Here is a 26,334-nt window from a genome sequence, read left to right as displayed (position 1 = left end):
CGGTCACTCCGTGGCGTAACAGTTGGAAAGCCACGCACACATGCGCGCAAGGCTCTCCCGCGAGGCCGCGCAATATTCCATGGCGCGCAGGTAGCCGTGGATCAGGCCCTCGCCGGTATCGAATTCCACCGGGACGCCGGCGGCCCTGAGCTTGTCGGCATAGGTGGCGCCGTCGTCGCGCAGCGGGTCGTATTGCGCCACGGCGATATAGGCCTGCGGCAGGCCGGCATGGCTTTCCGCCAACGACGGAGCCGCGAGTGGGTTTTGCCGGTCTTCTTCATTCGGGCAGTAATTGGCGTTGACCGTGGGCATGCCCGCGACCTTCAGGAGCGGCGCATCGGCGTTCTCCTTGTAGGACGGCTTGCTCATGTCGAAATCGGTGCCCGGGTAGATCAGCAACTGCGCCATCGGGGCATAGGCGGTGTCGCGCAGGGCAATCGTCATGGCCGCGGCAAGGTTGCCGCCGGCGCTGTCGCCGCCGACGGCGATCCTGTCGGGATCGATGCCGAGATCGGCGGCATTGTCCTTCGCCCATTTGACCGCGTCCCGGCATTCGTAAACGGCCTGCGGAAACGGATGTTCGGGGGCAAGCGCATAATCGACGCTGATCACGGTCTGTTTGTTTGCGGCCGCGATCCGCATGGTGATGTCCGCATGGGTCATCGGGCTGCCTTGCGCCCAGGCACCGCCATGCATGTAGATCAGGCACGGCTGGGTGCCGCCATCGTCGTGCCGGTCGATGCGCACCAGCACGTTGCGTTTCTCGCAGGGCACGAAGCCTACGGAAGAGGACACGCCTTCGGGCCGGGGAAGGCGCATGCGTTCGGCGATATATTCGAACAGAAGCCGGCGCTCCTTCGGCGAGGCATTGGCCGGCAGCACCGACCAGCCTTTGTCCCAGACCGACAGGAAGGCTTCAAGTTCCGGGTTAATCATCTGAAAATCCTCAAATATTCAGCTTACCCCTTGTATCCGAGCATCCGCGGCAGAAAGAGCACGAAGTCCGGTACGAAGGTGATGAAGGCAAGAGCTGCGAACAGCGCGATGATGAAGGGGACGAGATCGCGCACGATGCGCGCCAGCGGTTGTTTGGTGATGTTGGCCACGATGAACAACAACAGCCCGTAGGGTGGCGTAATCAGCCCCAGCATGGAATTGACCACCACGACGACCCCGAAATGCACCAGGTCGATGCCGAGCGCCTGGGCGGTCGGGATGAAGATCGGCGCGATGATCAGGAGGATCGCCCCCGCCTCCAGGATGCAGCCGAGCGCCAGGAACAGGAGGTTGATCGCGAGCAGGAAGCCCCATTTCGACAGTTCGAACTGGGCCATGAAGTCCGCAATGGAATTGGGGACGTTCTCGCGGGTGATCACGTAGTTGAAGGTCAGCGCACCGGCAATCAGAATGCCGACGGTCGCCGTCGACCGGGCACTGTTCAAAAGGGTCGAGTAGAACTGGCCGGCTGTGACCGACTGGTAGACGACGACCGAGATGACAAGGGCGTAGAAAGCGGCGACCGCGGCCGCTTCGGTCGGGGTGACGACACCGCCGTAGATGCCGCCGAGCAGGATGACCGGCAGCATCAGGGCCGGAAAGGCCTGCCATGTTACGCGCGGCATCTCCGAAAGCGGCACGCTGTTATCGACAGGGAAATTTCGGCGCCGGGCAATAATGGTGTTCATGACCGCAAGCACGAGCCCCATCAGCAGGCCGGGCGCCATGCCGGCGGCGAACAGGTAGCCGATCGACTGGTCGGAGACGAGCGCGTAGAGCACCATCGGGATGGATGGCGGAATGATCGGGCCGATGGTTGCCGTTGCCGCCGTGATCGCCGCGGAATAGCTGGCGGTGTATTTGCCGTCCTTGGTCATCATGCCGATGATGATCCGGCCCATGCCGACCGCATCCGCGACCGCCGAGCCCGACATGCCGGAAAAGATCAGGGACGACACCACGTTGACGTGGCCGAGCCCGCCACGGAACCGGCCGACCAGCGCCTGGCAGAACCGGAGCAGGCGGTCCGCGAGGCTGCCGACGTTCATGATGTCGGCGGCCAGGATGAACAGGGGGATCGCGAGCAGCGTATAGCTGTTGAACAGGCCCTGCAGCAGCGTCTCGGAGGCGATCGACGGGTCGAAGCCCTTCAGGATCAGGTAGATGCTTGAGCCACAGATCATGGCAAGGCCGATCGACAGGCCCGACAGGGCCAGGGCGACGATCAGGATCAGCGAAAGAACGAAGGGATCAGTCATAGTCGTGCATTTCCGACGCCGCACCGACGGCATATTTGGGGTGATTTCCGCTAAGGCCGTGCCAGACGCTGATCAGCGACCGGATGATGACGGAGAGGGCGAAGGGGATGTAGATCATGAAGACGTAGTCGAAACGGATCTGCATGTAGGCGGTCCGTTCGATGGCCATGAACGTCACGTAGTCCCAGACGTTGGGCAGGGTCCACAGGAAGATGCCGGCACAAACCAGTCCGGCGAAGACGTCCATGATCCGTTGTATGGCCACCGGGACCGAACCGTAGACGATGTCGAGCCGGATCACGTCATCTTCCCGCACGACAAAGGCGTAGCCGAACAGGATTCCCCACAGCCAGGCGATGGAGACATATTCGACCGTCCAGCCAAGCGGCAGGTTGAGCACGTATCTGAAGACGATCTGGATCAGAAAGCTGACAAAGAGGCTCGCCAGCACAAGCGCGAGAATGTTCTCCGCTCGGCTGTAGAGGAAGTCGAAGAGTCTGGTCAAACTGGTCACGGGGAAGCATCCGGTTCTAAGGGTAAGGACCCGGCAACTGGCGCCGGGTCCTGAAGGCTTGTTGCGCGGGTTACTCCGCGTTGATCTTGTCGATCAGGCCTGCGGGCCAGTCATCGGAAAACTTGGAATCCGCATAGGCCGCGAGCACATGGTTGCGAAACGCGTCGATGTCCGGAGTATACACTTCCAGACCCTGTTCCTTGAAGAAGTCGACCAGCTCGCCCTCGCGCTTGCGGGTGACCGCGTCGAGAGCGTTCTGGAAGTTGATCGAGCACTCCTGAACCTTGGCTTGCTGCGCCGGCGTCAGGCTGTTCCACTTCGACAGGGAAATGGAGTGCTGGTTGTTGGCGATCAGGTGGCCGGTCAGGATGATCTGGTCCGTCACCTCGTAGAACTTCATGTCCTTGTCGGTCGGCAGCGGATTGTCCTGGCCGTCGATCGCGCCGGTCTGAAGCGCGGTATAGACCTCCGTGAAGGCCATCGGCGTCGGATTGGCGCCAAGAGCTTCGCCGACGAACTGCCAGCCTTCGCCGCCGGGCATGCGCAGCTTGATGCCCGCCATGTCGGCCGGGGTCATGATCTTCTTGTCGCCCTTCAGGTTCAGATGTCGGGTGCCGATATAAGGGTTCGACAGCACCTTGACCTTTGCCTTGTCCTCGATCTCCTTCATCAGATCGTCCAGCGCGCCGGAGGCCCAGACCTTCCGCATGTGATCGTAGTCGCGGTAGAGATAGGCGGCGCCGAGGATGCCGGTCGACGGGACCTGGTTGTAGAAATCGTAGATGGCGAGGTTCGCCATATCGAGATTGCCGCGCTGCATGGCGGTCAGCTCGGTCCCCTGCTTGAACAGGGTTGCGCCGTGATAATCCTTGAAGTCGAATTCGTCGCCCAGGCACTTGCCGAAGCTTTCACGCAGGATCTGCGTGCGGTCGTCGTTTTCAGGAACTGTATCGGAATAGATGATTTCGACCTTGTCGGCGGCCAGCGCTGCCTTGAGCGGCAAGGCGACCGAGGTGAGTGCGACACACCCCACGGCCAGTTTCAAAAAAGCCTGCATTGTTTCCTCCCATTGCAGTTTCTGCACCCTTTTTATCTTCCTCAGGCCGGCCGGGCGCCGGGCATCGGCCTGTTGAAACCAGCCACCTCTTTTCGCGGGTGACCTGGTTGATCGAAGGCGTTGAATGTCGCCTTCATTCTGGAAATGTCGGGCTTGATGCCGGTGAACAGTTCGAACGCCCGAACGGCCTGGAAAACCGCCATGCCCGACCCCGGCAAGACCTTGCATCCGCGCGCCCGTGCGCTGGCCAGGAGTTCGGTTTCGAGCGGGAAATAGACGATGTCGGCGACCCACAGGGACGGATTGAGCAGCTCTGCCGGAAACGGCATTCCCGGGGACTTGTCCATCCCGACAGGCGTGGCGTTCACCAGCCCGTTGAGGCCGTCCACGGCCGCCGCGTCGATCCGTTCGACCGGTTTCGCAACAAGGCCGGGACGGTTCGTGCGAACCTGTTCCGCAAGCCGTTCCGCCCGGTCCGGGTCGGCGTCGAAAATGAGCAGCTCCCGGACTCCGCAATCCGCGAGAGCATGGGCAACAGCTCCGCCCGCACCGCCGGCACCGATCAGGAGAACGCGGTCCCGTGCCGTGCCGTCCATGTTGCGGCGAAAGCTTTCGGCGAAGCCCCAGAGATCGGTGTTGTGTCCGTACCGGCGTCCGTTACGGAAGACGACCGTATTGACCGAGCCGATGGCGGCTGCGTTCGCCGACAGGTCGTCCAGAAGCGGAACGATCTCGATCTTGAAGGGGTAGGTGACGTTGAGGCCGTTGAATCCGGATACTTCCGCTGCCCGGACAATGTCGCTCAAGTCGGGGGAAGACGGTCCGAAGGTATCGAGATCGATGATTTTGTAGACTGTGCGCATACCGAGGGCCTCTGCCTCGGCCATATGCATTTCCGGTGTTCTGGAGCGCGCAATGCCGCGCCCGACCAGCCCTGCCAGCAACATGTTCCCTGCGCCGCTCAAGCGTCGCTCCTCCCGCGTTTTTATTCGTTGATCGCAAAATGAACCTCTCGGTTAATTGTGTCAATCACTTTGTACCATTTGGTTAAATTGCTATGGTATCCGTGACGTCTCTGGGGTAGAAGGAAGCCATGGCAATCGATGATTCTTCGACATCCGAGACCGGGACGAACCGCGCCCGCTGGAAACAGGACCCGGAAGGCGTCCGGGCGGATATTCTCGCGGTGGCCCTGGAGGAGTTTTCCCGCAACGGCCTGTCCGGCGCGCGCATGGACGACATCGCCGCCAAGACGCGGACGTCGAAGCGGATGATCTATTACTATTTCGGCGACAAGGACGGTCTCTACCGAAAGGCGCTCGAAGCCGCCTACAAGAAGGTGCGGACGGGCGAGGAGAAGCTCGACCTTGAGCATCTCCCTCCGAAAGAGGCGCTGGAACGGCTGGTGGAGTTCACCTTCGACCATCACCGGAAAAATCCGGATTTCATCCGTCTCGTCATGATCGAGAACATCCATCACGGTCGCTTTCTGGAACAGTCCGACGCGATCAAGAAGCTCAATGCAGCCGCGATCTCGCAGATCAGGAACATCTACGACAAGGGCGTCCGCGACGGGGTCTTTCGCGCCGGCCTGACCCCGCTGCGCATTCACTGGCTGATCTCGGCCATCAGCTTTTTCAATGTTTCGAACGCAACGACCTTTTCCCTGTTGTTCGGCAACGAACTGCAGACGGAAGCCGGTCAGGTCTGCTTGTCGGCGGATGCCTGCCAGACGGTTCTGAAATTCGTCGCAAAAGAAGACTGATCCGGTTTTCCTGGAAAGACTAGGCAGTTTGGAGTCGGTAAAATCTTGACAATTATACTCAGGATTTTTTAGAAGTGCGGTGATGGAGCTTAAGGCTCGATCTCCAATCTTCCGTGCAAGCAAGCCGACCGCCAGCCAGCACCTCATCGCCCGCGTGATGACGCCTATCCCGTTTTGAACACCTTTCCACGGGTGCACTGTTCGTCATTCGCCAGCCGTCAGAGGAGAGGGTGCCTGCAATGCGACATCTTTTGAAATCCTGCGTACTCACGACATTATTGCTGCTCACTTCCGGTCTGGCAGCTCAGGCCCAGGACAGCACGTCACCGGGACACTTCGACCTGCAACTGAACCGGTTGAGCCCGTCAGGGCAGGGATGCCTGATGACCTTCGTGGTCCATAATGGTTTTCCCGGACCCCTCGACAAATCCGCCTTCGAGATGGTGATTTTCAACGGCGACGGACTGGTGGAGCGTATGACCGTGTTTGACTTCGGCGCGCTCCCGGAGGGCAAGACGGTCGTCCGGCAATTCGAAATGCCGAACATGGCCTGTGAAGGGGTCGGCCGCATTCTCGTCAACGGCGCCAAGGCGTGCACGGGCGAGGGGATTACGCCGGACACCTGCATCGGTGCGCTCAAGACGGACAGCAAGGCAGACGTCCCGTTCGGAAGCTGATGCGAACAGAGACCTGAGGATCTGCAAGCCTCTTTCGAAAAAGGTCTTTTCCTGACGAAGTCGTTTCCCTTTTTAAACGGATCACCTTTAATCTGCCCTGACAGACAGGCGGATAGCCGACAGGCTCCGCGCTATGCTGTCTTGCAAGGGGTGGGACTTGACGAAACCGGCAACCAGGACGAACCAGGCAGCCGTCATGCCGACAATGGCTGCGGTCGTGGCCGGATATGTCATGGTCGGAACTTCCCTGGCCGGCTTCGCCTTGCCTTCCGCCCTCTGGGTTCTGATTTTCGCGGTCTTTTTCATTGCCAGTTTTCGTTCCCTGAAGCGCGGCGGACTGATCGTCATTGCCATCGCCATCGCCCTGTCCGGCCTGGCGTGGATCTATACCGGCAAGGTCAGCCCCCAGGGGCTGTCGAGCGCGGGCTTCCTGTTCGTCTTCCTGATGGTCATGCAGCATATGGCCGACCTTGCGGCTCGCTCGCCTAGGATATCTGAGGCGGCCGAACTGATCGTTTCCCGTCCTCCCGGTCAGCGCTACCTGTTCGTGACCTTCGGCACCCATGTTTTCGCGTTGTTTTTGAATATAGGCGCGGTGATCCTGATCACGACCCTGTTGTCGTCCCGGCTTAAAGGGGCGAGCGAAGCCAGCCAGCGGTCCCTGGCGGTCGCGAGTTCCCGCGGGTTCGCCTCAACGGCGTTGTGGTCGCCGGTGTCCCTGTGTTCGCTGATCATGTTCACCCACGTGACCGGCGTGACCTATGCGCAGTTCGTGCCCTTCGGCATCCTGGGAATGCTGTTCTTCCTTCTGTCCGGGTACTTGCTGGAAAGAGGCCGCCGCTCCGCTGTCGTCCACACCGAAGGCCTGTCCCTGGACGAAACCTTCAAGCTCCTCAGGGTGATCGGGCTCGCCATGGTCCTGGTCGTCGGCGGTCTGTTATGGGTGTCCGTCTTCGACGTCCGCCTGATCGAGGCCATGTTCAGTGTCGTCTTCCTCCTCGGCGCGATCTGGACCGTCCTGTTCGTGCGTGCCGGCCATACCAACGTCCGGTCCCTGATCCGGGATTACGCCGGTGCCACGTCCGGTCTGGCGAACGAGACGGCGATCATTTCCGGGGCAACGGTGATCGGCGCGGCCGCGTCGAGCCTTGTCGGCCAGTGGGTCGGTTTCCAGAGCGAACTCTCCGCGGTTACCGCGACGTGGATCGCAGCCTTGATCCCGGTGACGGTTTTCGCGGCCGGCCTGCTGGCGATCAATCCGGTGGTGACCGTGACCGTTCTGGCCAGTTCGCTCAATCCCGTCTGGCCGGATGCCACGAAAATGATCATGGTGCTGGCCATGTCCTGGGGCTGGTCCATTTCCGGTGGCGGCACGCCCTTCACCGCCAATGTGGCGATTGCCGCGCAGAAGTTCGGTCAGACCGGGTTCACGGTTGCCATGAAATGGAACGGAATGTTCCTGGCCCTCATGCTCATCGCAGCCACTCTTGCCGCGGCGTTCGGCATGGTCTGGCTTGCCGGCTGATGGGAGAGCACCCTAGCCGTTCAGGATGTCCCGGATCTCGTCCAGATGCAGCAGGTGACTGCTTTGGTCGCGGATGGCGGTCAGGATCCGCTCCGCTGCGCCCGTAGGTTTTTCATCCGCCCGGTGCAGTACGAACCATTGCCGGACGATCGGAATGTTCTTCGCATGGATCAGGGCGAGCCGGCCCGACTTCAGCTCTTCCGTGGCCGTATGGATGGAGATCAGCGCAATGCCCAGGCCTGCGATCGCGGCTTGCTTGATGGTCTCGTTGGAATCCATTTCCGTGTAGGTGAACGGCCGTCCCTCGCCGAACTGGTCGAGGAAGCGCATGGACAGGATCCGCGTGCCGGAGCCTTGCTCGCGCATCAGGAAATGCTCGTCAAGCACCTGATCCGCACTCGCTTCGCGCACCTTCGTCAGCGGATGGTCGGGACTGGCGATCAGCACGTGGGGGTGATCGCCGATACTGTAAGCCTCGACGCCCGGCTGGCGCGGCGGACGGCCCATGATGGCCAGATCGATCTGACCCGTATCGAGCGCCGAAATGATGGAATCCCGGTTGCCGATCTGCAGCACGACCTCGATGTCGGGAAACTCCTTCTTCAGGGTGGCGACGACCGACGGGGCGAAATACTTGCCCGTACTCACCACCCCGAGAATAACCGTGCCTGAGAGGCCCCGTTTCAGGCTGTCGATGGTCTGGACCGCCTTGCCGAGGGCTGCCGATGCTTTTTGGAAGGCCGCAAGCAGGATCGCGCCTTCCGCCGTGACTTCGAAGGTACCGTGGCTATTGCGGGTCAACATGGCGCAACCGAACGTCTCGTCCAGCGCCTTCAACTGGCTGTGCACGGCAGGTGGTGTCAGCGCGAGCGACTCCGCGGCACTACTTATGGACCCGTATTGCGCGACGGCTTCGAGAGCTCGCAACTGTTTGAAGGTAAGGGCGTTTAACGGGGGCATTCAGAAAAATTTAATCCGAGTTTCAAAAGTTTAAATTTTCCTAACAGTCGAAATCGGGAATATCAAGGCCTGTCACAACAAAGGACGGGAGGCCTTGGCAATGACAATGACCGGCTACACGCCCCTGGAAGGGGTGCCGGAGCGGTTTCAGGCTCCGATGGACGCCCTGTGCAAGGTGGCGCGGGATCTCTCCAGAAAAATAGCGCTGGGCCCTTTGGCCGGCGAACTGGGGGCCGAGGTCGGCAGCAACCTGGGAGGAGATACACAGAAGGCTCTCGACGTTCTGGCCGATGAGGCCTTCGTCGCCGCCCTGGCCGGTTCCGGCGTGCGCTGGTACGCCTCCGAGGAGCGCGACGACGTTCTCCCAATCGATAACGACGGCGCACTGGCCCTGGCGATCGACCCGCTCGACGGTTCCTCCAACATCGATGTGAACGTCTCCATCGGCACGATCTTTTCCCTCTACGAGGCGAAGGACGACGCGGAAGCCTCCTTCCTGCGCCCGGCGACCGAGCAGATCGTCGCAGGCTACTTCATCTACGGTCCGCAGACGGCGCTCATGGTCACCTTCGGCAATGGGGTCCTCTACTATGTGCTCGATCCGGAAGACCGGGAATTCAAGCTGGTCAATCCGGCTTTGACCATCCCTGCCAAGTCCACCGAATTCGCCATCAACGCGTCCAACTACCGGCACTGGTCCAAACCGATCCGCGCCTATATCGACGACTGTCTCGCCGGCGAGCAAGGCCCGCGGGCAAAGAATTTCAATATGCGCTGGGTCGCCTCCCTGGTAGCGGAGACCCATCGCATCATGAGCCGGGGCGGGATCTTTCTCTATCCCGCTGATGCCCGTCCTGGTTATGAACACGGCCGCCTGCGCATGGTCTACGAATGCGCGCCGATCGCCATGCTGGTCGAGCAGGCCGGCGGCAAGGCGACGACCGGTCCGGACCGGCTTCTGCCCCAGGCGGCGGAAACCCTTCACGGGCGCATTCCTCTGATCTTCGGAACGACCGACAAGGTCGACCGGGTGGCGGCCTATTACGACCTGCCCGATCAGGAAGTGTCCGCCCTCTTCGGTTCCCGCGGTCTGTTCCGCGGCTAAGGAATTTTTCAATGTCCAAGAAACATCCGATCATTTCGGTCACGGGTTCGTCCGGCGCCGGCACCACCACCGTCAAGGCGACGTTCGACCAGATCTTCCGCCGCGAAGGGATCAATGCGGTCTCCATCGAGGGTGACGCCTTCCACCGCTATGACCGCATGGCGATGAAGGCCGAACTGGACAAGCGTAAGGCTTCCGGAGACGCGACCTTCAGCCACTTCTCCTATGACGCCAATGTGCTCGACAAGCTGGAAGAGGTGTTCCGGAGCTATTCGGAAACCGGCACCGGCAAGACCCGCCACTACGTCCACGATGAAGCGGAAGCCGAAAAGTGGGGCGCGGCGCCGGGCGAGTTCACCGAGTGGGCGCCGCTGGAAGATGGCTCCGATCTTCTGTTTTATGAGGGGCTGCATGGCGCCGTCGTCAACGACGAGGTCAACCTGGCCGCCCTGGCGGACCTGAAGATCGGGGTCGTTCCGGTGATCAATCTGGAATGGATCCAGAAGATCCACCGGGACAAGGCGAGCCGCGGCTACACCACCGAGGCCGTCACCGACACGATCCTGCGCCGGATGCACGCCTATGTGCATTGCATCTGCCCGCAGTTCATCGAGACCGACGTCAACTTCCAGCGCGTGCCGGTGGTCGATACCTCCGACCCGTTCGTCGCCCGCTGGATTCCGACCGCCGACGAGAGCCTGGTGGTGATCCGTTTCAAGAACCCGCGCGGCATCGACTTCCCCTACCTGACGTCGATGATCCACGACAGCTGGATGACGCGGGCGAATTCCATCGTCATCCCGGGCGGAAAGCTCGATTTGGCCATGCAGCTCATCTTCACGCCGATGGTTATTCGGCTGGTCCATGAATCCAAGCGTGCCTGAGGAAAACCCGATGAACCAGCAAGCCAAGATCACCGCTTCGGAAGACCTGATGGCCAATGCCGTCCGCGCGCTCGCCATGGATGCAGTCCAGGCCGCCAACTCCGGCCACCCCGGCGCGCCCATGGGCCTTGCCGATGTCGCAACCGTCCTGTTCAGCCGGTTCATGACCATCGATCCGGCGGATCACACCTGGCCCGACCGCGACCGTTTCGTGCTCTCCGCCGGCCATGGGTCGATGCTGCTTTATGCGATCAACCACCTGCTCGGTTACGACGACATGGACATCGGGCAGGTCAAAAACTTCCGCCAGCTCGGCTCGCGCACTGCCGGCCACCCCGAATACGGCCACGCCAAGGGCATCGAGACCACCACCGGTCCGCTCGGCCAGGGCATTTCCACCGCCGTCGGCATGGCACTTGCGGAGCGGATGCATAACGCCCGCTTCGGCGACGATCTCGTCGATCATTACACCTATGTGATCGCGGGCGACGGCTGCCTGATGGAAGGCATCAGCCACGAGGCCATCGACTTCGCCGGCCATCTCGGCCTGAGCCGGCTGATCGTCTTCTGGGATGACAATCAGATCACCATCGACGGCAAGACCGACCTTTCCACTTCGACGGACCAGAAGAAGCGGTTCGAAGCCGCCGGCTGGCATGTGCAATCCGTGGACGGCCATGACAAGGACGCCATCGCCCGGGCCATCGAAGCCGCCCGCGCCGATGATCGTCCGTCCATGATCGCCTGCCGGACCGTGATCGGTTTCGGCGCGCCCAACAAGCAGGGCACGTCTGCTACCCACGGCGCGCCTCTGGGCGCCGATGAAATTGCCGCGGCCCGGGAAACCCTGCACTGGCCCCATCAGCCCTTCGTGATCCCGGACGAAGTCTATGCCGCCTGGCGCAACATCGCCGAGCGTGGCGCGACCGCACGGGCGAAATGGATCGCCCGTCTGGAAACTTCAGGGAAGGCGGATGCCTTCGAGGCATCGCTCGACATGCCGGATGACAAAGCGCTTGGTACCGCGATGGCCGCCTACAAGGACCAACTGCTTGCCGACGCGCCGAAGGTCGCCACACGCCAAGGCCTCCGAAATGGCCCCTTGAGGTGATCAACGCCACCCTGCCGAACACCATTGGCGGCTCCGCCGACCTGACCGGTTCGAATAACACCCGCACCAAGGACATGGTGCCGGTCAGCCGGGACAATTACGGCGGCGACTACATCCACTATGGCATTCGCGAGCACGGCATGGCCGCGGTGATGAACGGCATTTCGCTCCACGGCGGCTTCGTGCCCTATGGCGGCACCTTCCTGGTCTTTGCCGATTACTGCCGTCCGGCGATCCGCCTGTCGGCGCTGATGGAACAGCCGGTCACCTATGTCATGACCCATGATTCCATCGGTCTCGGCGAAGACGGCCCAACCCACCAGCCGGTCGAAACGCTGGCGGGCCTGCGCTCCATGCCGAACCTGAACGTCATCCGGCCGGCCGATGTAATGGAAACGGCGGAGGCCTGGGAAATCGCCGTGGCCTCCGAGGCAACGCCAACGATGCTCTGTCTGTCGCGGCAGGGCCTGCCGATGGTGCGTAAGGAACGGTCTGCCGAAAACCTGACCGCCCGAGGGGCCTATCTCTTGCGCGATCCGGACCGGCGCGACGTCACCCTGATTGCCACCGGCTCGGAAGTCTCGCTGGCGCTGGACGCCGCCGACCGGCTCGCCGAGGACGGCATCCGCGCAGCCGTCGTCTCCGCACCCTGTTTCGAACTCTTCGCGAAACAACCGGCCGCCTATCGCGAAAAGGTTCTGGGCGCGGCCCCGCGGGTCGGCGTGGAGGCGGCCGTCGCCGACGGCTGGCACCGCTGGCTCGGCAGCTGGAGCACCTTCGTCGGCATGGACGGCTTCGGCGCATCGGCACCGGCACCCGACCTCTACGAGCACTTCAACATCACCCCATCCGCGGTCGTGACGGCTGCGAAATCACTGCTATCCGCTTGATCGGACCCAACCTGACCGGGAGGACTTGAAAATGGCGCTTATCACGCTTCGGCAACTGCTGGACCACGCCGCCGAGAACGACTACGGCGTTCCGGCCTTCAACATCAACAACATGGAACAGGGTCTCGCCATCCTGCGTGCGGCCAAGGCCTGCGACGCACCGGTGATCCTGCAGGCGAGCCGCGGTGCGCGCTCCTATGCCGGCGACATCATGCTGCGCCATATGGTCGAGGCGCTCGCCGAGATGAACCCGGACATTCCGATCGTCATGCATCAGGACCACGGCAACAACGAAGCCACCTGCCTGTCGGCGATCCGCTACGGCTTTACCAGCGTGATGATGGACGGCTCGCTGGAGGAGGACATGAAGACGCCCGCCTCCTACGATTACAACGTCGCCATCACCAAGCGCGTGACCGAGGCCGCCCATGCGGTCGGTGCCAGCGTCGAGGGCGAACTCGGTGTTCTGGGCTCTCTCGAAACCGGCGAGGCCGGCGAGGAAGACGGCTCCGGCGCAGTCGGCAAGCTGTCCCACGACCAGCTGCTTACCGACCCGGACCAGGCGGTTGACTTCGTGCTGGCGACCCGGTGCGATGCGCTGGCGATCGCCTGCGGCACCTCCCATGGCGCCTACAAGTTCTCCCGCAAACCGGACGGCGAGATCCTGTCGATGAAGACCATCGAGGCAATCCACCAAAAACTACCGTCCACCCACCTGGTAATGCACGGCTCCTCGTCGGTGCCCCAGTACCTGCAGGACCTGATCAATTCCAACGGCGGCGACATGCCCCAGACCTACGGCGTGCCGGTCGAGGAGATCGAGCGCGGCATCAAGATTGGTGTGCGCAAGGTCAATATCGACACCGACTGCCGCATGGCCATGACCGGCCAGTTCCGCAAGGTGGCCGAGGAAAAGAAGGCCGAATTCGATCCGCGCAAGTTCCTCATCCCGGCAATGGATGAACTGGAAGCCCTGTGCCGCGACCGCTTCGAGCGCTTCGGCACCGCCGGCAACGCCGCAAAGATCAAGCCGCTTTCGCTGGACGAGATGGCCAAACGCTATGTCAGCGGTGCTCTCGATCCGCAGATCGCAACTTCCCGGGCCGCCTGACCAATTCGGAACAGCAGGCCTTTTCTAAAGAAGACGAACAACCACGGGAATAGAACCATGAACGCTCATCAATCGACGGGAAAATACTCTGCAGGCGTGAAGGAATACCGGGAGACCTATTGGGAGCCGAACTACACGCCGAAGGACAGCGACATCCTCGCCTGTTTCAAGATCACGCCGCAGGCCGGCGTGCCGCGCGAGGAGGCCGCTGCCGCAGTCGCCGCTGAATCCTCCACCGGCACCTGGACCACGGTCTGGACCGATCTGCTGACGGATCTGGAGTATTACAAGGGTCGCGCCTACGCCATCGAGGATGTGCCCGGCGACGACGAGAGCTACTACGCCTTCATCGCCTACCCGATGGGCCTGTTCGAGGAAGGCTCGGTCGTCAACGTCTTCACCTCGCTGGTCGGCAACGTGTTCGGCTTCAAGGCCGTCCGGGCCCTGCGTCTGGAAGATGTCCGTTTTCCGCTGTGGTTCGTGGCGACCTGTGACGGCCCGCCCCACGGCATCCAGGTGGAACGCGACAAGCTCGACAAATACGGCCGGCCGTTCCTCGGCTGCACGATCAAGCCGAAGCTGGGCCTCTCGGCCAAGAACTACGGACGTGCGGTTTACGAGGCGCTGCGTGGCGGTCTCGACTTCACCAAGGACGACGAGAACGTCAACTCGCAGCCGTTCATGCGCTGGCGCGATCGTTTCGAGTTCTGTCAGGAAGCCATTGAAAAGGCTGAAGCCGAAACAGGCGAGCGCAAGGGCCACTACCTCAATGTCACTGCGCCCAACATCGAGGAGATGTACAAGCGCGCGGAATTCGCCAAGGAGATCGGCACGCCGATCATCATGTCGGACTACCTGACGCTGGGCTGGGCCGCGCAGGCGAGCCTGTCGCGCTGGTGCCGGGACAACGGCATGCTGCTTCACGTTCACCGCGCCATGCATGGCGTGATCGACCGTCACCCCAAGCACGGCATCAACTTCCGCGTCCTTGCAAAGATGCTCCGCCTGCTGGGCGGCGACCACCTGCACTCGGGCACGGTTGTCGGCAAGCTTGAGGGCGACCGCGCCGCGACGCTCGGTTGGATCGACCTGATGCGCGACAAGTTCGTCGCCGAAGACCGCTCCCGCGGCATCTTCTTCGACCAGGACTGGGGTCAGATGCCAGGCGTTCTGCCGGTGGCTTCCGGCGGTATCCACGTCTGGCACATGCCGGCGCTGGTCGCCATCTTCGGCGACGACGCCTGCCTGCAGTTCGGCGGCGGAACCCTCGGTCACCCGTGGGGCAACGCAGCCGGTGCGGCCGCCAACCGCGTCGCGGTCGAGGCCTGCGTCAAGGCGCGTAACGAAGGCCGTGAGCTGGAAAAGGAAGGCAAGGACATCCTGACCGCCGCCGCCAAGCACAGCCCCGAACTGAAGATCGCCATGGAGACATGGAAAGAGATCAAGTTCGAGTTCGATACCGTCGACAAACTGGATGTCGCCCACCGCTGATCCGACAGCGAACACGATAACCAGGATTACATTCGAGGAACCAAACCATGAGTGACGTACACGACTACAGCTCGAGACTGTCGGACCCCAACAGCCGCAAGATGGGCACCTTCTCCTACCTGCCTCCGCTGACGCCGGAAGAGCTGCGCAAGCAGGTGGAATACATCGTGGCCAAGGGCTGGAACCCGGCGATCGAGCACACCGAGCCGGAGAACGCGTCTTCCAACTACTGGTACATGTGGAAGCTTCCCATGTTCGGCGAGACGGACGTCGACGCCATCTTCCAGGAAGTCGAGCTCTGCAAGACCGCCAACCCGGACAACCACGTCCGCCTGGTCGGCTACGACAACTTCAAGCAGACCCAGGGCACGTCCATGGTCGTGCACCGCGCCGAAATAAAGGCATGAGCTAGCGCGGGGGCAGTGCCGCGTGCTGCCCCCGCACTCCAAACAAATTGCTGACCGCCAGAGGGAGTTGACCATGAGCGACATCGATCCCAAGCAGTTCCGTATCGAGACGGAGCCCTATTATCGGCCGGTCGGAAACGAGATCGAACAGTTTTCCGCCGCCTACGACGTGCGCATGCCGGTCATGCTCAAGGGGCCGACCGGGTGCGGCAAGTCCCGCTTTGTCGAGTTCATGGCCTGGAAACTGAGCAAGCCGCTGGTCACGGTCGCCTGCAACGAGGACATGACCGCCTCCGATCTGATCGGCCGGTTCCTGCTCGATATCAACGGCACCAAATGGCAGGACGGCCCGCTCACCATCGCCGCCCGCATCGGCGCCATCTGCTATCTCGACGAGGTGGTGGAAGCCCGGCAGGACACCACGGTGGTGATCCACCCGCTGACCGACCACAGGCGGCAGCTGCCGCTGGAGAAAAAGGGCGAGGTGGTCAATGCCCATCCCGATTTCCAGGTGGTGATCTCCTATAACCCCGGCTACCAGTCGATGATGAAGGACCTGAAACAGTCCACCAAGCAGCGCTTCGGCGCCATGTCGTTCGATTATCCCGTGAGCGACGTGGAGGTCGAGATCGTCGCCCATGAGGCGGGCATCGACCGGGCGGTTGCCGAAAGGCTGGTCCAGGTGGCCGAGCGGTCGCGCAACCTGAAGGGCCACGGTCTGGACGAAGGCATGTCGACCCGCCTGCTGGTCTATGCCGGACAGTTGATCGGGAAAGGGATCCCGGCGCAGGCGGCCTGCCAGATGGCGCTGGTCGAACCGCTCACCGACGATCTGGACATGCGCGATACGCTGCAGGCGGCGGTCAGCACCTTCTTTCCCAAGATTTCCAGCAGCGAAGATCAGGCGGCATGACGGTCGATCTCGGCGATTATCGGGAAGAGCTGGTCAAGGCCGCTCCGGACCTGGAGGAGACCCTGGACGGTCTCTTCCACGAGTCCGCCCGCCTGATGTCGCCGGCCGGTCTCAAGGACTATCTCGATGGCGCCCGGGCGCTGATTTCCCTCGGCAAGGGGCCGAACCTGCTCGTCAGCTATCTCGACGAGATGCCCCAGGTGGTCAAGGAATGCGGCGAGGACATCATTCGCGATGTCGTCGGCGCCACCCTGAAACTGTCCTCCATGGTTTCCGGTGAAATCCTGACGCTGATGATCTCGACATTGCCCGGGGCCGCAAGGCGGTTCGGCGATGCCGATCTCTTGCGCGACTATCTGCAATTGCTGCACCGTCTGGCAGCCCGGGCGCCTCGCGGTCTGCGTCCCATGTTCGGCGTGCTAGAGGAATTGCTGTCGAAGCTGACCCTCTCCGGCCTGCGCCGCTGGGTCGATTTCGGTGCCGAGGCCTATCGCCGTGATCTGCCCAAGCAGGCCGACTATTTCGGTCTGGTGAGCGAAGATTCCCGCGCCGTCCTGAAGCAGGAGCGCCGCGGCACGCTCTTCATCGATTCCCAGCGCCGGCTGAATTTCTATCTGAGGGCCTTCTGGGCGCGGGACTTTTTTCTGCGCCCGAGTGCTGCCGATCATGCGGGGTTCCGCCCCTTCATCGAGGAAGGCGCGCTGCATCTGCCCGACGCGGTCGATCAATTGGGCGACGTCAGCGGCCTCGATCTCTACCGGGCCATGTGCGCCCATATGGCCGCGCATATCACCTCCTCCGACAAGGGCTTGAGCCAGCAGGCGCTCAACCCGGCGCAGATCTTCTTCGTCGGCATGCTGGAGGATGCCCGGGTCGAGCATTGCGCCATCCGGCAGTTCCCCGGTTTGCGCGACCTGTTCCGGTCCCTGATGCCGGTGTCAGCCAAAGGCCATTACGAACACGACACCATGTATCTCCTGGAGCGGACGGCGAAAGCGCTGCTGGAGCCGGGTGTGCGGACCGGCGACCTGGCGATCGACTCCCTGGTTGAACAGTTTCACATCAACATCGGCGCCAATGAGCGCGAAACCATGTTCTCCTGGGGGCTGGGCGTCGAGCTTTACAATCTTCTGGCGGAACGCCGCGCCGTTCCGAGCCTGCGCATCCTGGAAACGCTGAACATCCCCTATCGCGACGACAACCGTTTCGTCTGGACGATGGACGACTACGACTGGTCGGACAGCACGGCCTATCAGCCCGACCTGCAGCGCCAGGTGCGCCGCAATGTCGGTCTGATGGAATTCATCAACGAGGTGGATGTCGAAACCGCCGGAGACGACGCGCAGGAAGTCTGGGTGCTGTCCTCCGAGCTCTTTCCTTACGAGGACGAAGGCGTTTCCTACAACGATAGGGAAGGCCGGGAGCCTGTCTCCGATCCGTTCCACTACGGCGAATGGGACTACAAGGTTCAATTGAGCCGTCCGAGCTGGGCCACCGTCTATGAGCGCCGCCAGGGACGCGGCGACCCGGAGGCGATCGATGCCGTCCTGACCGCCCACAAGGGGATCAGCCACCGGATCAGGCAGATCGTCGACCGGCTGCGTCCGCAGGGGATCACCCGGCAGCGGCGGCTGGAGGACGGCGACGAGCTCGATATCAACGCGGCCGTGGATGCCATCGTCATGAGCCGGATCGGCATGCAGCCCGATCCGCGCATCACCATGCGCAATGTCATCAACCGGCGCGACCTGGCGGTGGTGATCCTGCTCGACCTGTCGGAATCCACCAACGAGACGGTGCGCGGCGCGGACAAGACGGTGCTGGAGCTGACCCGCGATGCTTCGGCCCTGCTGGCCAGCGCCATCAACGGTATCGGCGACCCCTTCGCCATCCACGGCTTTGCCTCCGACGGCCGCCACGATGTCCAGTACTACCGGTTCAAGGATTTCGACCAGCGCCTCGACGCGGATGTGAAAAGCCGGCTGGCGGGCATGAAGGGCGGCCTGTCCACCCGCATGGGCGCGGCAATGCGCCATGCGGCCCATCATCTCGCCCAACGCAGCGAACAGCATAAGCTCTTGCTGATCGTCACCGACGGCGAACCGGCCGATATCGACGAGCGCGATCCGCAGTATCTGCGCATGGACGCAAAGAAGGCGACGGCGGAACTGCAGCGGATGGGGATCTCCAGCTACTGCCTGACGCTCGATCCGGAAGCGGATCGTTATGTCTCGCGCATCTTCGGCGCCAACAACTACACGATCGTCGACCAGGTGGAGCGCCTGCCGGAGAAGCTGCCGAGCCTGTTCGCCAATCTCACGAAATAGATCGTTTCAACCGGGAGGGTCACACCCATGACATCCAACACCATTATCGCTCCCTCCGTGCTGTCGGCGGATTTCTCAAGGCTCGGAGACGAGATCGAGACCGTCGTTCGCGCGGGCGCGGACTGGATCCATCTCGACGTCATGGACGGTCACTTCGTTCCGAACATCACGTTCGGACCGCAGATCGTCAAGGCGGTGCGGGACCGGACGGACAAGGTGTTTGACTGCCATTTGATGATCGAGCCCTGCGATCCCTTTATCGAAGCCTTTGCCGATGCCGGCTGCGACATCATCACGGTCCATGCCGAGGCGACGACCCATCTCGACCGGTCGCTGCAGGCAATCCGCAATCTCGGCAAGAAGGCCGGCGTCTCACTCAATCCGTCCACGCCTGAAAACGTGATCGAATACGTCCTCGACCGGCTGGATCTGGTGCTGCTGATGACCGTCAATCCGGGCTTCGGCGGCCAGGCCTTCATTCCTTCGGTCGTGGAGAAGGTCCGGCGGATCAAGTCGATGATCGGCGACCGGCCAATCGATATCGAGATCGACGGCGGCGTCACCCCGGAGACCGCACCTCTGGTCGCGGCCGCGGGCGCAAACGTCCTGGTCGCCGGCTCGGCCGTCTTCAGGGGCGGTGAGGAGGCCGCCTACCGGACAAACATCGCGGCGATCCGGACTGCGGCGGATGGCGCCCTCGAACAGGCGGCCTGAATGAACTAAACGGACGGACATAAAAGGAGGAAAAGCATGCTGATACCGAACCGACTGCTCATGGGCCCGGGCCCTTCGAATGTGTCTTCCGACGTCCTGTCCGCCCTGGCGCAGCCGACGATCGGTCATCTGGATCCGGTCTTCCAGACCATGATGGAAGAGGTGAAGGACCTGCTCCGTTACGCGTTCCAGACAAAGAACGCCATGACCTTCCCTATCTCGGCACCGGCATCGCTTGCCATGGAAGCCGCCCTCGTCAATCTGCTTGAGCCCGGCGATACCGCGATCATCGCCCAGAATGGAGTCTTCGGCGGCCGCATGGCTGAAATCGCCGAGCGCGCCGGCGCCACGGTCATGCTGTTGTCCTTCGAATGGGGCAAGCCGGTCTGCAACGAGACGGTGGCCCATGCGGTCAAGGCCAACCCGCATGCCAAGCTCGTCGCCTTCGTCCATGCGGAAACCTCCACCGGTGTCGAGTCCGATGCCGCCGAGCTGTGCCGGATCGCGCGCGAGGCAGGTATGCTCAGTGTCGTCGACACGGTCACCGGCCTGGGCGGCATTCCGGTCGCAGTCGATGAGTGGCAGGCCGATGTCGTTTATTCAGGCACCCAGAAATGCCTGTCGGTTCCCCCCGGCCTGGCACCGATCAGCTTCTCCGACAAGGCGGTTGAGATAATCCGAAACCGCAAGACCAAGGTCCAGTCCTGGTTCTGCGATCTGAACCTTGTGCTCGGTTACTGGTCCGGCGAGGGCGGGCGCTCCTATCATCACACTGCGCCGGTCAATGCGATCTACGGTCTCTATCAGGGTCTCGTCGATCTGAAGGGCGAAGGACTTGAAGAAAGCTGGGGGCGTCACCGCGCGATGCACGAGCGGTTGGCAAAGGGGCTGGAAGATCTCGGTCTGGAGCTGCTCGTCGACGCGCCGCACCGGCTGCCGCAGCTCAACCCTGTCGTGGTGCCGGCCGATGTGGACGATGCCTTCGTCCGCTCCCGCCTGCTCGCGGATCATGATATTGAAATCGGCGCCGGGCTCGGTAACTTGGCCGGCAAGGTCTGGCGCATCGGCCTCATGGGGCAGACCGCGCAGGCGGAAAACGTCGACCGTCTGATCGCCGCCCTTGGTTCCGTTCTGGCGGAGGCTCGGCAGCGCGCGGTCGCGTAACAACGTTCAAAGAGGGAGTTTGAGCAATGGCAGCGATACCACCGGTCTGCGACTTCGGATGGAAAGCACCGGAGTTCAAACTCCCGGCGACCGACGGACGGGTCCTGAGCCTGTCCGATATCAGGGGTCCGAAGGGCACCCTTATCATGTTCATCTGCAATCACTGTCCCTATGTGCTTGCCGTGCGCGACCGGATCATCCGGGACGCGCGCGAGCTGATGGCCATGGGGGTGGGCGTTGTCGCAATCAGTTCAAACGACGCGGATACATATCCGCGCGACAGCTTCGAGAATATGCGCAAGGTCGCGGAGGAGGAGAATTTTCCGTTTCCCTATCTCTATGACGAAGACCAGTCGGTTGCGCGCGCCTATGACGCGGTGTGCACGCCCGACTTCTTCGGCTTCAATGCGGATCTCGAACTGCAGTACCGAGGGCGGCTCGATGCGTCGCGCAAGGCGGCCGGTCCGGATGACTTGCGCCGGGACCTTTTCGAGGCGATGAAACAGGTGGTTGAGACGGGCGAAGGCCCGCGCGAGCAGATCCCCTCCATGGGCTGCTCCATCAAATGGAAGGAAAGTGCGTGAACAAGGTTTTCGGGACCTCGGGAGATCGCTGCGGTTGGCCCCAGGCAATGCTGTTCGACCTGGACGGAACCCTGATCGATTCGGTTGCCGACATCGCAAAATCAGTGAATATTTTGCTGGCTAAGGAAAATCTGGCAACCCTGTCGGTCGACGAAGTTAGAGCCATGATCGGCAACGGTATTGCGAAGCTGGTCGAACGGGCCTTTGCCGCACGCGGGATCGATCTCGAAGGCGACGGGCTCATCGACATGACCGCCCGGATGATGGACATCTACAAGGATCATCTGACCGAAGAGACGTTCCTTCTGGAAGGCGCCGAAGACATACTGCGCGCCTATTCTGCTGCGGGCATAAAGATGGCCGTCGTCACCAACAAGCCGGAAGCCTTTTCCCGCCGGATCCTGGAACACTTTGCTCTGGGCGATGTCGTCGACTGTGTCGTCGGCGGCGATACCGGACCGGCACGCAAGCCCGCGCCCGACATGCTTCAGTATGCGGCAGCCGAAATGGGCTGGCATGTCTCACGGGCGCTGATGGTCGGCGACAGTCCGGCGGATATCGGGGCGGCCGCAGCCGCCGGCATGGCGTCCGTTGCCGTTCGCGGCGGCTACACAAATGTGCCGGTCGATGAGCTCGGCGCCGACGTGGTCATCGACAGCCTGCGCCAGCTTCCCTCGGCAATCGAAAAACTGAAAGAGCCTGCCTGACATGCGGTTGAAGGCGCTGATTTTCGACGTGGACGGAACGCTGGCCGAAACCGAAGAACTGCATCGCATGGCCTTCAACCGGGCCTTCGCGGATGCCGGAATTTCCTGGTACTGGAGCCGGACCGTCTATGGCCGGCTGCTGAAGGTCACCGGCGGGCGGGAACGGATCCTGGCTTATACGCAGGAAACCGGAACACCCGGAATCGATGCAGCCGCGCTCCACAAGGCGAAGACCGGCTACTACAGGCAAGCGATGACCGGCAGTGCGATTGCGCTGCGCGATGGAGTCGAACGTCTGATCGGACGGGCTCTGCAGCAGGGTCTGGCGCTCGGCATCGCAACGACGACCAGTCGGAGCAATGTCGACAGCCTGTTCCAGGCGACCTTGGGACTGGACACGCTCGACCGTTTCCATTCGGTGCGCACCGGTGAGGATGTCAGCGTGAAGAAGCCGGATCCGGAGGTCTATCGGCTCGTTCTCGAAGATCTCGGCCTGACCGCGGCCAACGCGATTGCTTTCGAGGATTCCGCAAACGGTCTGAAAGCAGCGACGGGGCTCGGCATTCGAACCGTGGTCACGCCCGGGATCTACACCGCAGAGGACGACTTCGCCGGCGCGGACTGCATTCTGGACAGTCTCGATCATCTGCTGACGCCGCAGGACGCTTCCGCGCACTGCTGCCCGACCTTGTTTCCTGCCAATTGGCATTAATCTCCGAACGTCTCTTTCAAGTTCCAGCCATCCTGCGCTATGCGTGGGGCACACGTGCGGGAGATCATCGGTCATGTTGGAAGGTCTGGGTCTGCTCGGCCTGTTCCTGGTTTCCTTCCTGGCGGCGACGGTGTTTCCGGCGCAGTCGGAAGCGCTTCTCGGCGGCCTGTTGCTCGCAGGCACCTATTCTCCGGTCACGCTCGTGATCGTTGCCAGCGTCGGCAACACGCTCGGATCGGTGGTGAACTGGCTGCTCGGCCGGGCAGTGGAGAAATTCAGCGACCGGCGCTGGTTTCCGGTCAAGCACCAACAGCTGGAACGCGCCTCGCGCTGGTATCACAAATACGGCCGTTGGAGCCTGTTGATGAGCTGGGCGCCCTTCGTCGGAGATCCGCTGACGGTTGCCGCAGGCGTGCTGCGCGAACCCTTCTGGAGCTTCTTTCTCCTCGTGGCGATCGCCAAGACCGGGCGCTACATCCTGCTGGCCGCTGCTGTTCTCAATTTGGTATGATGCCGCTGCTGTCCGGTTTAACAAGGGTTAAGAAAAATTCGAGGCCGGTCCACCTGCTCCCGTCTCCCCCCTTGAGGGGGAGATGTCTCCGTCAGGAGACAGAGGGGGGTATCGGCCTCCCGGCATTCGCGCACTTTTGAGTGTGCCGAAGCGTTTCACCCCCCTCTGCCGGCTAACCGCCGGCATCTCCCCCTCAAGGGGGGAGACGGGAGTGTGCGGAAATGATCTTCGTAGCTACGACGCCTTTGAGTCCAAAAATCCAGTTATCCCTGGATCTTATATGACATTGGAAAACTAGACCCGGACAGCAGTGATCTGAAGCCGTCCCGGCAAATGTGGACCGGTCACTCGTCGAGCAGGGCGTCGTCGGTGGCCGGATCGTAGATGAAATAGTCGGGCCACAGGTCCCGGAAGACGGAGATGTCGAGGCGGAGCTTGTTCAGGTGCTCGTTCATTTTTTCAACTGCCGCGTCGGCGTCACGTTTGGCCATGGCATCGAGCACGGCGGTATGTTCCTGGACGACAAGCTGCATGCGGCCTTCCTGGGGTAGGGTCAGCCGGCGGTAGCGCTCGATCTGGATGCGGATCTGCTGGATCATGTCCCAGATGCCGGGGAAATGACCGGCCTTGGCGATCCCTGAATGAAAGGCCTCGTCGGCCCGGTGAAACGCTTCCTCCTCGCCGGCGTCCGCCATTTCCTGCTGCCGTTGGACGATCGCGCGCAATTCCATGATCTGGCTTTCGCTAGCGTGCTTGGTGGCGGCACGGACGGTCACCTGTTCCAGCGCCCGTCGGGCGACGAGCGCTTCGCGCAAGGCGGACAGCGGGATGCGGGCGACGAAGGTCCCCGATTTCGGCACCACGTCCACCAGACGGTCTTCCGCCAGCCGCAGCACGGCTTCGCGGACCGGTGTCCGGCTGATCCGGTAGCGCTCGGTGATTTCCTTCTCGATGATCGGCGTGCCGGGAACCAGGGCCATGGAAATGATATCCCGGCGCAGATCCCGGTAGACCACTTCGGAATTCTTGACCGATGAGGGGACATGAGGGCGCCCGGCTGCGGACGGCGGCGCATTGTAGGCTCTCGGTTTACGCGCCTTTGCTGCGGCGGTCTTGGATATTCCTGCAGTCATAATCGTCCTTGTTCGCCTGGCTTACTTGCAAAGCGTCATAGTCCCGTCCGTAACGCGAGTCGGCTTGGCTCCCCCATTTTTCGATACCAGTCCTCCACCCGAAGCGCCAGCCTCGAGGCCTCTTGCGACCATTGGATAACTAGTATATTAGATATATCTTGTATACTAGTTATTTTTGTAACTGGTTGCCGGCGTCGGACCTGTTGGCCGCCCGGCACATGGGAGGAAAACATGATCTTCAAGACCATCAGGTCAGCCGTGCTGGCCGGAACACTGGTGTGCGCCTCGATTACAGGGGCCATGTCCGCGGAACTGAAATGGGCCCACGTTTACGAGGAAGGCTCGGATTATCATCAGGTCGCGCTTTGGGCTGCGGAGGAAATCGCCAAGCGCACGGATAGCCGGGTGGAAATCAAGGTCTTCCCCGCCTCGTCGCTCGGCAAGGAAGTCGAGATCAACGAAGGCCTCGGCATCGGCTCCGTCGATATCATCTACACCGGTCCGAGCTTCGTGGAGCGCTACTACGGGCCGATCGCGATTTCCGATTACCCGTTCATCATGCGCGGCTACGACCACTGGAAGACCTATCGCGGAAGCGATCTCTTCAAAGAGCTTTCCGACGGCTACAAGGATGCCACCGGCAATACGGTCATGGGCCTCGTCTACTACGGCCAGCGCCATGTGACGTCGAACTTCCCGATCCTCAAGCCGGAAGACATGAAGGGGTTGAAGATCCGCGTGCCGAACTCGCCGGTCATGCTGATGTTCCCCAATGCTGTCGGCGCCAACCCGACGCCGATGGCCTTTTCGGAAGTGTATCTCGCGCTTCAGCAGGGTGTGGTCGACGCGCAGGAAAATCCCCTGCCGACCATCAAGTTCAAGAAGTTCTACGAGGTCCAGTCGAACATCAACCTGACCGGCCACATCCTCAATTCGCTGCTGATCATCGCGTCGGATTCAGCCATGTCGAACATGGGCGATGACGCGGCTGTCGTGGAAGAGGTGCTGAAGCAGGCCGCCGAAAAGGTCTCCCAGAGCATCTATCAGCAGGAGCAGGATCTGGTGTCCTGGTTCATCGAGCAGGGCGTCGCGGTCAACAAGGTCGACAAGGCGCCGTTCCAGGATGCGGTCAAGCCGATGCTGACCGATGAGGCCAAGGTGCCGTACACGCTCGAACACTTCAAACGCCTTCAGGCTCTCTGAATTGCGGGAGCCCGGTCACGGAGATGAACCACTCGAAACTTGAGAATTTCGAGGAGCAGCGCGCAGGGGAGCCTGCGCGTTCGCTTTCCGATACAAAAGACGATGGCGCGCCGATCGATTTCAGGCCGGTCGACCTTCCGGGGCTGATCGCCCTGTGGTGTCTGGCGGTCATCGTGTTCCTGCAGTTCTTCACCCGTTATGTGCTGAACGACAGTCTGGCCTGGACGGAGGAAATCGCCCGCTACGTGCTGATCCTGGTTGCCTTTCTGGGGGCGATTACGGTGACGCGGAAGGGCACGCACATCTTCCTGGAGTTTTTCTACCGCTACATCCCGCATGTTGCCGGCAAATGGCTTACCGTGGCCATGGAGGCCCTGTCGTGTTTTTTCTACGGCTACATGGCCTATGTCGCGGTGCTGCTCGCCCTCAAAACAAAGACCAAAATGGCATCGGCCGAGATCCCAAAAAGCCTCGTCTATTGGGCGGTGGCAGTCGGGCTGGCCGTGATGGCCGCCTATTCGCTTTGCTGGCTGGTCCGAAAACTGCGCCAGAATCCTGAGCATGTGATCCACGATCTCGAAGCGCATGCCCTTTCCGACCTTTCCGATTGATGT

26 protein-coding genes and 1 pseudogene are annotated in these 26,334 nt (G+C 61.8%); 19 read left to right on the top strand and 8 right to left on the bottom strand.

All coding sequences use genetic code 11. The features are described 5' to 3' along the window. Positions 1-3: 3 nt before the first annotated feature. From ABIN98_RS23295 to ABIN98_RS23275, 5 genes are all read right to left on the bottom strand, one after another. On the bottom strand, positions 4-936 hold the full coding sequence (locus tag ABIN98_RS23295; protein WP_346913634.1) for an alpha/beta hydrolase: 933 nt from the start codon (positions 934-936) through the stop codon (positions 4-6). Between the two features lie 23 nt (positions 937-959). Next, positions 960-2,255, bottom strand: coding sequence for a TRAP transporter large permease (locus ABIN98_RS23290; RefSeq protein ID WP_346913632.1), 1,296 nt, complete (start codon positions 2,253-2,255; stop codon positions 960-962). Further along, the gene (locus ABIN98_RS23285; RefSeq protein WP_346913630.1) at positions 2,248-2,769 is read right to left on the bottom strand and encodes a TRAP transporter small permease subunit; all 522 of its coding nucleotides are present in this window, start codon (positions 2,767-2,769) and stop codon (positions 2,248-2,250) included. The genes ABIN98_RS23290 and ABIN98_RS23285 overlap by 8 nt, the downstream gene beginning before the upstream one ends. Positions 2,770-2,839: 70 nt before the next feature. After that, on the bottom strand, positions 2,840-3,826 hold the full coding sequence (gene dctP, locus ABIN98_RS23280) for a TRAP transporter substrate-binding protein DctP (protein WP_346913628.1): 987 nt from the start codon (positions 3,824-3,826) through the stop codon (positions 2,840-2,842). Positions 3,827-3,867: 41 nt separating this feature from the next. Continuing rightward, on the bottom strand, positions 3,868-4,791 hold the full coding sequence (locus tag ABIN98_RS23275) for a shikimate dehydrogenase (protein ID WP_346913626.1): 924 nt from the start codon (positions 4,789-4,791) through the stop codon (positions 3,868-3,870). Between the two features lie 128 nt (positions 4,792-4,919). Here ABIN98_RS23275 and ABIN98_RS23270 point away from each other — a divergent pair, with 128 nt between their 5' ends. Together ABIN98_RS23270 and ABIN98_RS23265 are read left to right on the top strand one after the other, a co-directional pair. Then, positions 4,920-5,591 (top strand): TetR/AcrR family transcriptional regulator, encoded by a 672-nt coding sequence (locus ABIN98_RS23270; protein ID WP_346913624.1) that lies wholly within the window; start codon positions 4,920-4,922, stop codon positions 5,589-5,591. A 239-nt stretch (positions 5,592-5,830) separates the two neighbouring features. After that, positions 5,831-6,268 (top strand): hypothetical protein, encoded by a 438-nt coding sequence (locus ABIN98_RS23265; protein WP_346913622.1) that lies wholly within the window; start codon positions 5,831-5,833, stop codon positions 6,266-6,268. Positions 6,269-6,355: 87 nt separating this feature from the next. On the opposite strand, the gene ABIN98_RS23260 is transcribed toward ABIN98_RS23265, so the two are convergent. Beyond that, positions 6,356-6,502: a hypothetical protein gene (locus tag ABIN98_RS23260; protein WP_346913620.1), complete on the bottom strand. Its 147-nt coding sequence runs from the start codon at positions 6,500-6,502 to the stop codon at positions 6,356-6,358. On the opposite strand from ABIN98_RS23260, the gene ABIN98_RS23255 reads away from it, so the two are divergent. Continuing rightward, positions 6,501-7,793 carry a hypothetical protein gene (locus ABIN98_RS23255; RefSeq protein ID WP_346913618.1) on the top strand — a complete coding sequence of 431 codons (1,293 nt, stop codon included), beginning with the start codon at positions 6,501-6,503 and terminating at the stop codon, positions 7,791-7,793. The two genes, ABIN98_RS23260 and ABIN98_RS23255, sit on opposite strands and share 2 nt — an antisense overlap. A gap of 12 nt (positions 7,794-7,805) precedes the next feature. Here the strand turns inward: ABIN98_RS23255 and ABIN98_RS23250 are convergent, their stop codons facing one another. Next, entirely contained in the window at positions 7,806-8,753 is a 948-nt protein-coding gene (locus ABIN98_RS23250; RefSeq protein WP_346913616.1) for a LysR family transcriptional regulator, read from the bottom strand. A gap of 100 nt (positions 8,754-8,853) precedes the next feature. Between ABIN98_RS23250 and ABIN98_RS23245 the strand changes: the two genes are divergently transcribed. The 14 genes and pseudogenes from ABIN98_RS23245 (at position 8,854) to ABIN98_RS23180 (ending at position 23,384) form a co-directional block, all read left to right on the top strand. Further along, positions 8,854-9,858: a class 1 fructose-bisphosphatase gene (locus ABIN98_RS23245; protein WP_346913614.1), complete on the top strand. Its 1,005-nt coding sequence runs from the start codon at positions 8,854-8,856 to the stop codon at positions 9,856-9,858. Between the two features lie 11 nt (positions 9,859-9,869). Further along, entirely contained in the window at positions 9,870-10,742 is an 873-nt protein-coding gene (locus tag ABIN98_RS23240; protein WP_346913612.1) for a phosphoribulokinase, read from the top strand. A gap of 10 nt (positions 10,743-10,752) precedes the next feature. Further along, a pseudogene (tkt, locus tag ABIN98_RS23235) lies at positions 10,753-12,743 on the top strand (transketolase). Positions 12,744-12,774: 31 nt separating this feature from the next. Beyond that, positions 12,775-13,854, top strand: coding sequence for a class II fructose-bisphosphate aldolase (fba, locus tag ABIN98_RS23230; RefSeq protein WP_346913610.1), 1,080 nt, complete (start codon positions 12,775-12,777; stop codon positions 13,852-13,854). A gap of 57 nt (positions 13,855-13,911) precedes the next feature. Continuing rightward, on the top strand, positions 13,912-15,345 hold the full coding sequence (locus ABIN98_RS23225) for a form I ribulose bisphosphate carboxylase large subunit (RefSeq protein ID WP_346913608.1): 1,434 nt from the start codon (positions 13,912-13,914) through the stop codon (positions 15,343-15,345). A 47-nt stretch (positions 15,346-15,392) separates the two neighbouring features. Further along, on the top strand, positions 15,393-15,752 hold the full coding sequence (locus ABIN98_RS23220; protein WP_190292538.1) for a ribulose bisphosphate carboxylase small subunit: 360 nt from the start codon (positions 15,393-15,395) through the stop codon (positions 15,750-15,752). Positions 15,753-15,825: 73 nt separating this feature from the next. Beyond that, the gene (locus ABIN98_RS23215) at positions 15,826-16,665 is read left to right on the top strand and encodes a CbbQ/NirQ/NorQ/GpvN family protein (protein ID WP_346913606.1); all 840 of its coding nucleotides are present in this window, start codon (positions 15,826-15,828) and stop codon (positions 16,663-16,665) included. Continuing rightward, entirely contained in the window at positions 16,662-18,992 is a 2,331-nt protein-coding gene (locus ABIN98_RS23210; RefSeq protein WP_346913604.1) for a VWA domain-containing protein, read from the top strand. Before ABIN98_RS23215 ends, ABIN98_RS23210 begins: the two co-directional genes overlap by 4 nt. Before the next feature lie 27 nt (positions 18,993-19,019). Then, a complete protein-coding gene (gene rpe / locus ABIN98_RS23205) occupies positions 19,020-19,706 on the top strand; it encodes a ribulose-phosphate 3-epimerase (RefSeq protein WP_346913602.1) in 687 nt (228 codons plus the stop codon). Positions 19,707-19,742: 36 nt separating this feature from the next. Continuing rightward, the gene (locus ABIN98_RS23200; RefSeq protein WP_346913600.1) at positions 19,743-20,870 is read left to right on the top strand and encodes an alanine--glyoxylate aminotransferase family protein; all 1,128 of its coding nucleotides are present in this window, start codon (positions 19,743-19,745) and stop codon (positions 20,868-20,870) included. 26 nt (positions 20,871-20,896) lie between these two features. Then, positions 20,897-21,454 (top strand): thioredoxin family protein, encoded by a 558-nt coding sequence (locus ABIN98_RS23195; RefSeq protein ID WP_346913598.1) that lies wholly within the window; start codon positions 20,897-20,899, stop codon positions 21,452-21,454. Continuing rightward, positions 21,451-22,161 (top strand): phosphoglycolate phosphatase, encoded by a 711-nt coding sequence (gph, locus tag ABIN98_RS23190; RefSeq protein ID WP_346913596.1) that lies wholly within the window; start codon positions 21,451-21,453, stop codon positions 22,159-22,161. The genes ABIN98_RS23195 and gph overlap by 4 nt, the downstream gene beginning before the upstream one ends. 1 nt (position 22,162) lies before the next feature. Further along, positions 22,163-22,873, top strand: coding sequence for an HAD-IA family hydrolase (locus tag ABIN98_RS23185; RefSeq protein WP_346913594.1), 711 nt, complete (start codon positions 22,163-22,165; stop codon positions 22,871-22,873). A gap of 73 nt (positions 22,874-22,946) precedes the next feature. Then, positions 22,947-23,384: a YqaA family protein gene (locus ABIN98_RS23180; protein WP_346913592.1), complete on the top strand. Its 438-nt coding sequence runs from the start codon at positions 22,947-22,949 to the stop codon at positions 23,382-23,384. A gap of 344 nt (positions 23,385-23,728) precedes the next feature. On the opposite strand, the gene ABIN98_RS23175 is transcribed toward ABIN98_RS23180, so the two are convergent. Then, entirely contained in the window at positions 23,729-24,517 is a 789-nt protein-coding gene (locus ABIN98_RS23175; protein WP_346913590.1) for a GntR family transcriptional regulator, read from the bottom strand. A gap of 231 nt (positions 24,518-24,748) precedes the next feature. On the opposite strand from ABIN98_RS23175, the gene ABIN98_RS23170 reads away from it, so the two are divergent. Further along, positions 24,749-25,720, top strand: coding sequence for a sialic acid TRAP transporter substrate-binding protein SiaP (locus ABIN98_RS23170; RefSeq protein ID WP_346913588.1), 972 nt, complete (start codon positions 24,749-24,751; stop codon positions 25,718-25,720). 23 nt (positions 25,721-25,743) lie between these two features. Next, positions 25,744-26,331, top strand: coding sequence for a TRAP transporter small permease (locus ABIN98_RS23165; RefSeq protein ID WP_346913586.1), 588 nt, complete (start codon positions 25,744-25,746; stop codon positions 26,329-26,331). The last annotated feature ends 3 nt before the right edge of the window (positions 26,332-26,334 follow it).

The organism is uncultured Roseibium sp., from assembly GCF_963675095.2.
Taxonomy (GTDB): domain Bacteria; phylum Pseudomonadota; class Alphaproteobacteria; order Rhizobiales; family Stappiaceae; genus Roseibium.
Note: the sequence above shows the minus strand (reverse complement) of the source record. Positions and strands in the feature narration are given on the sequence as shown.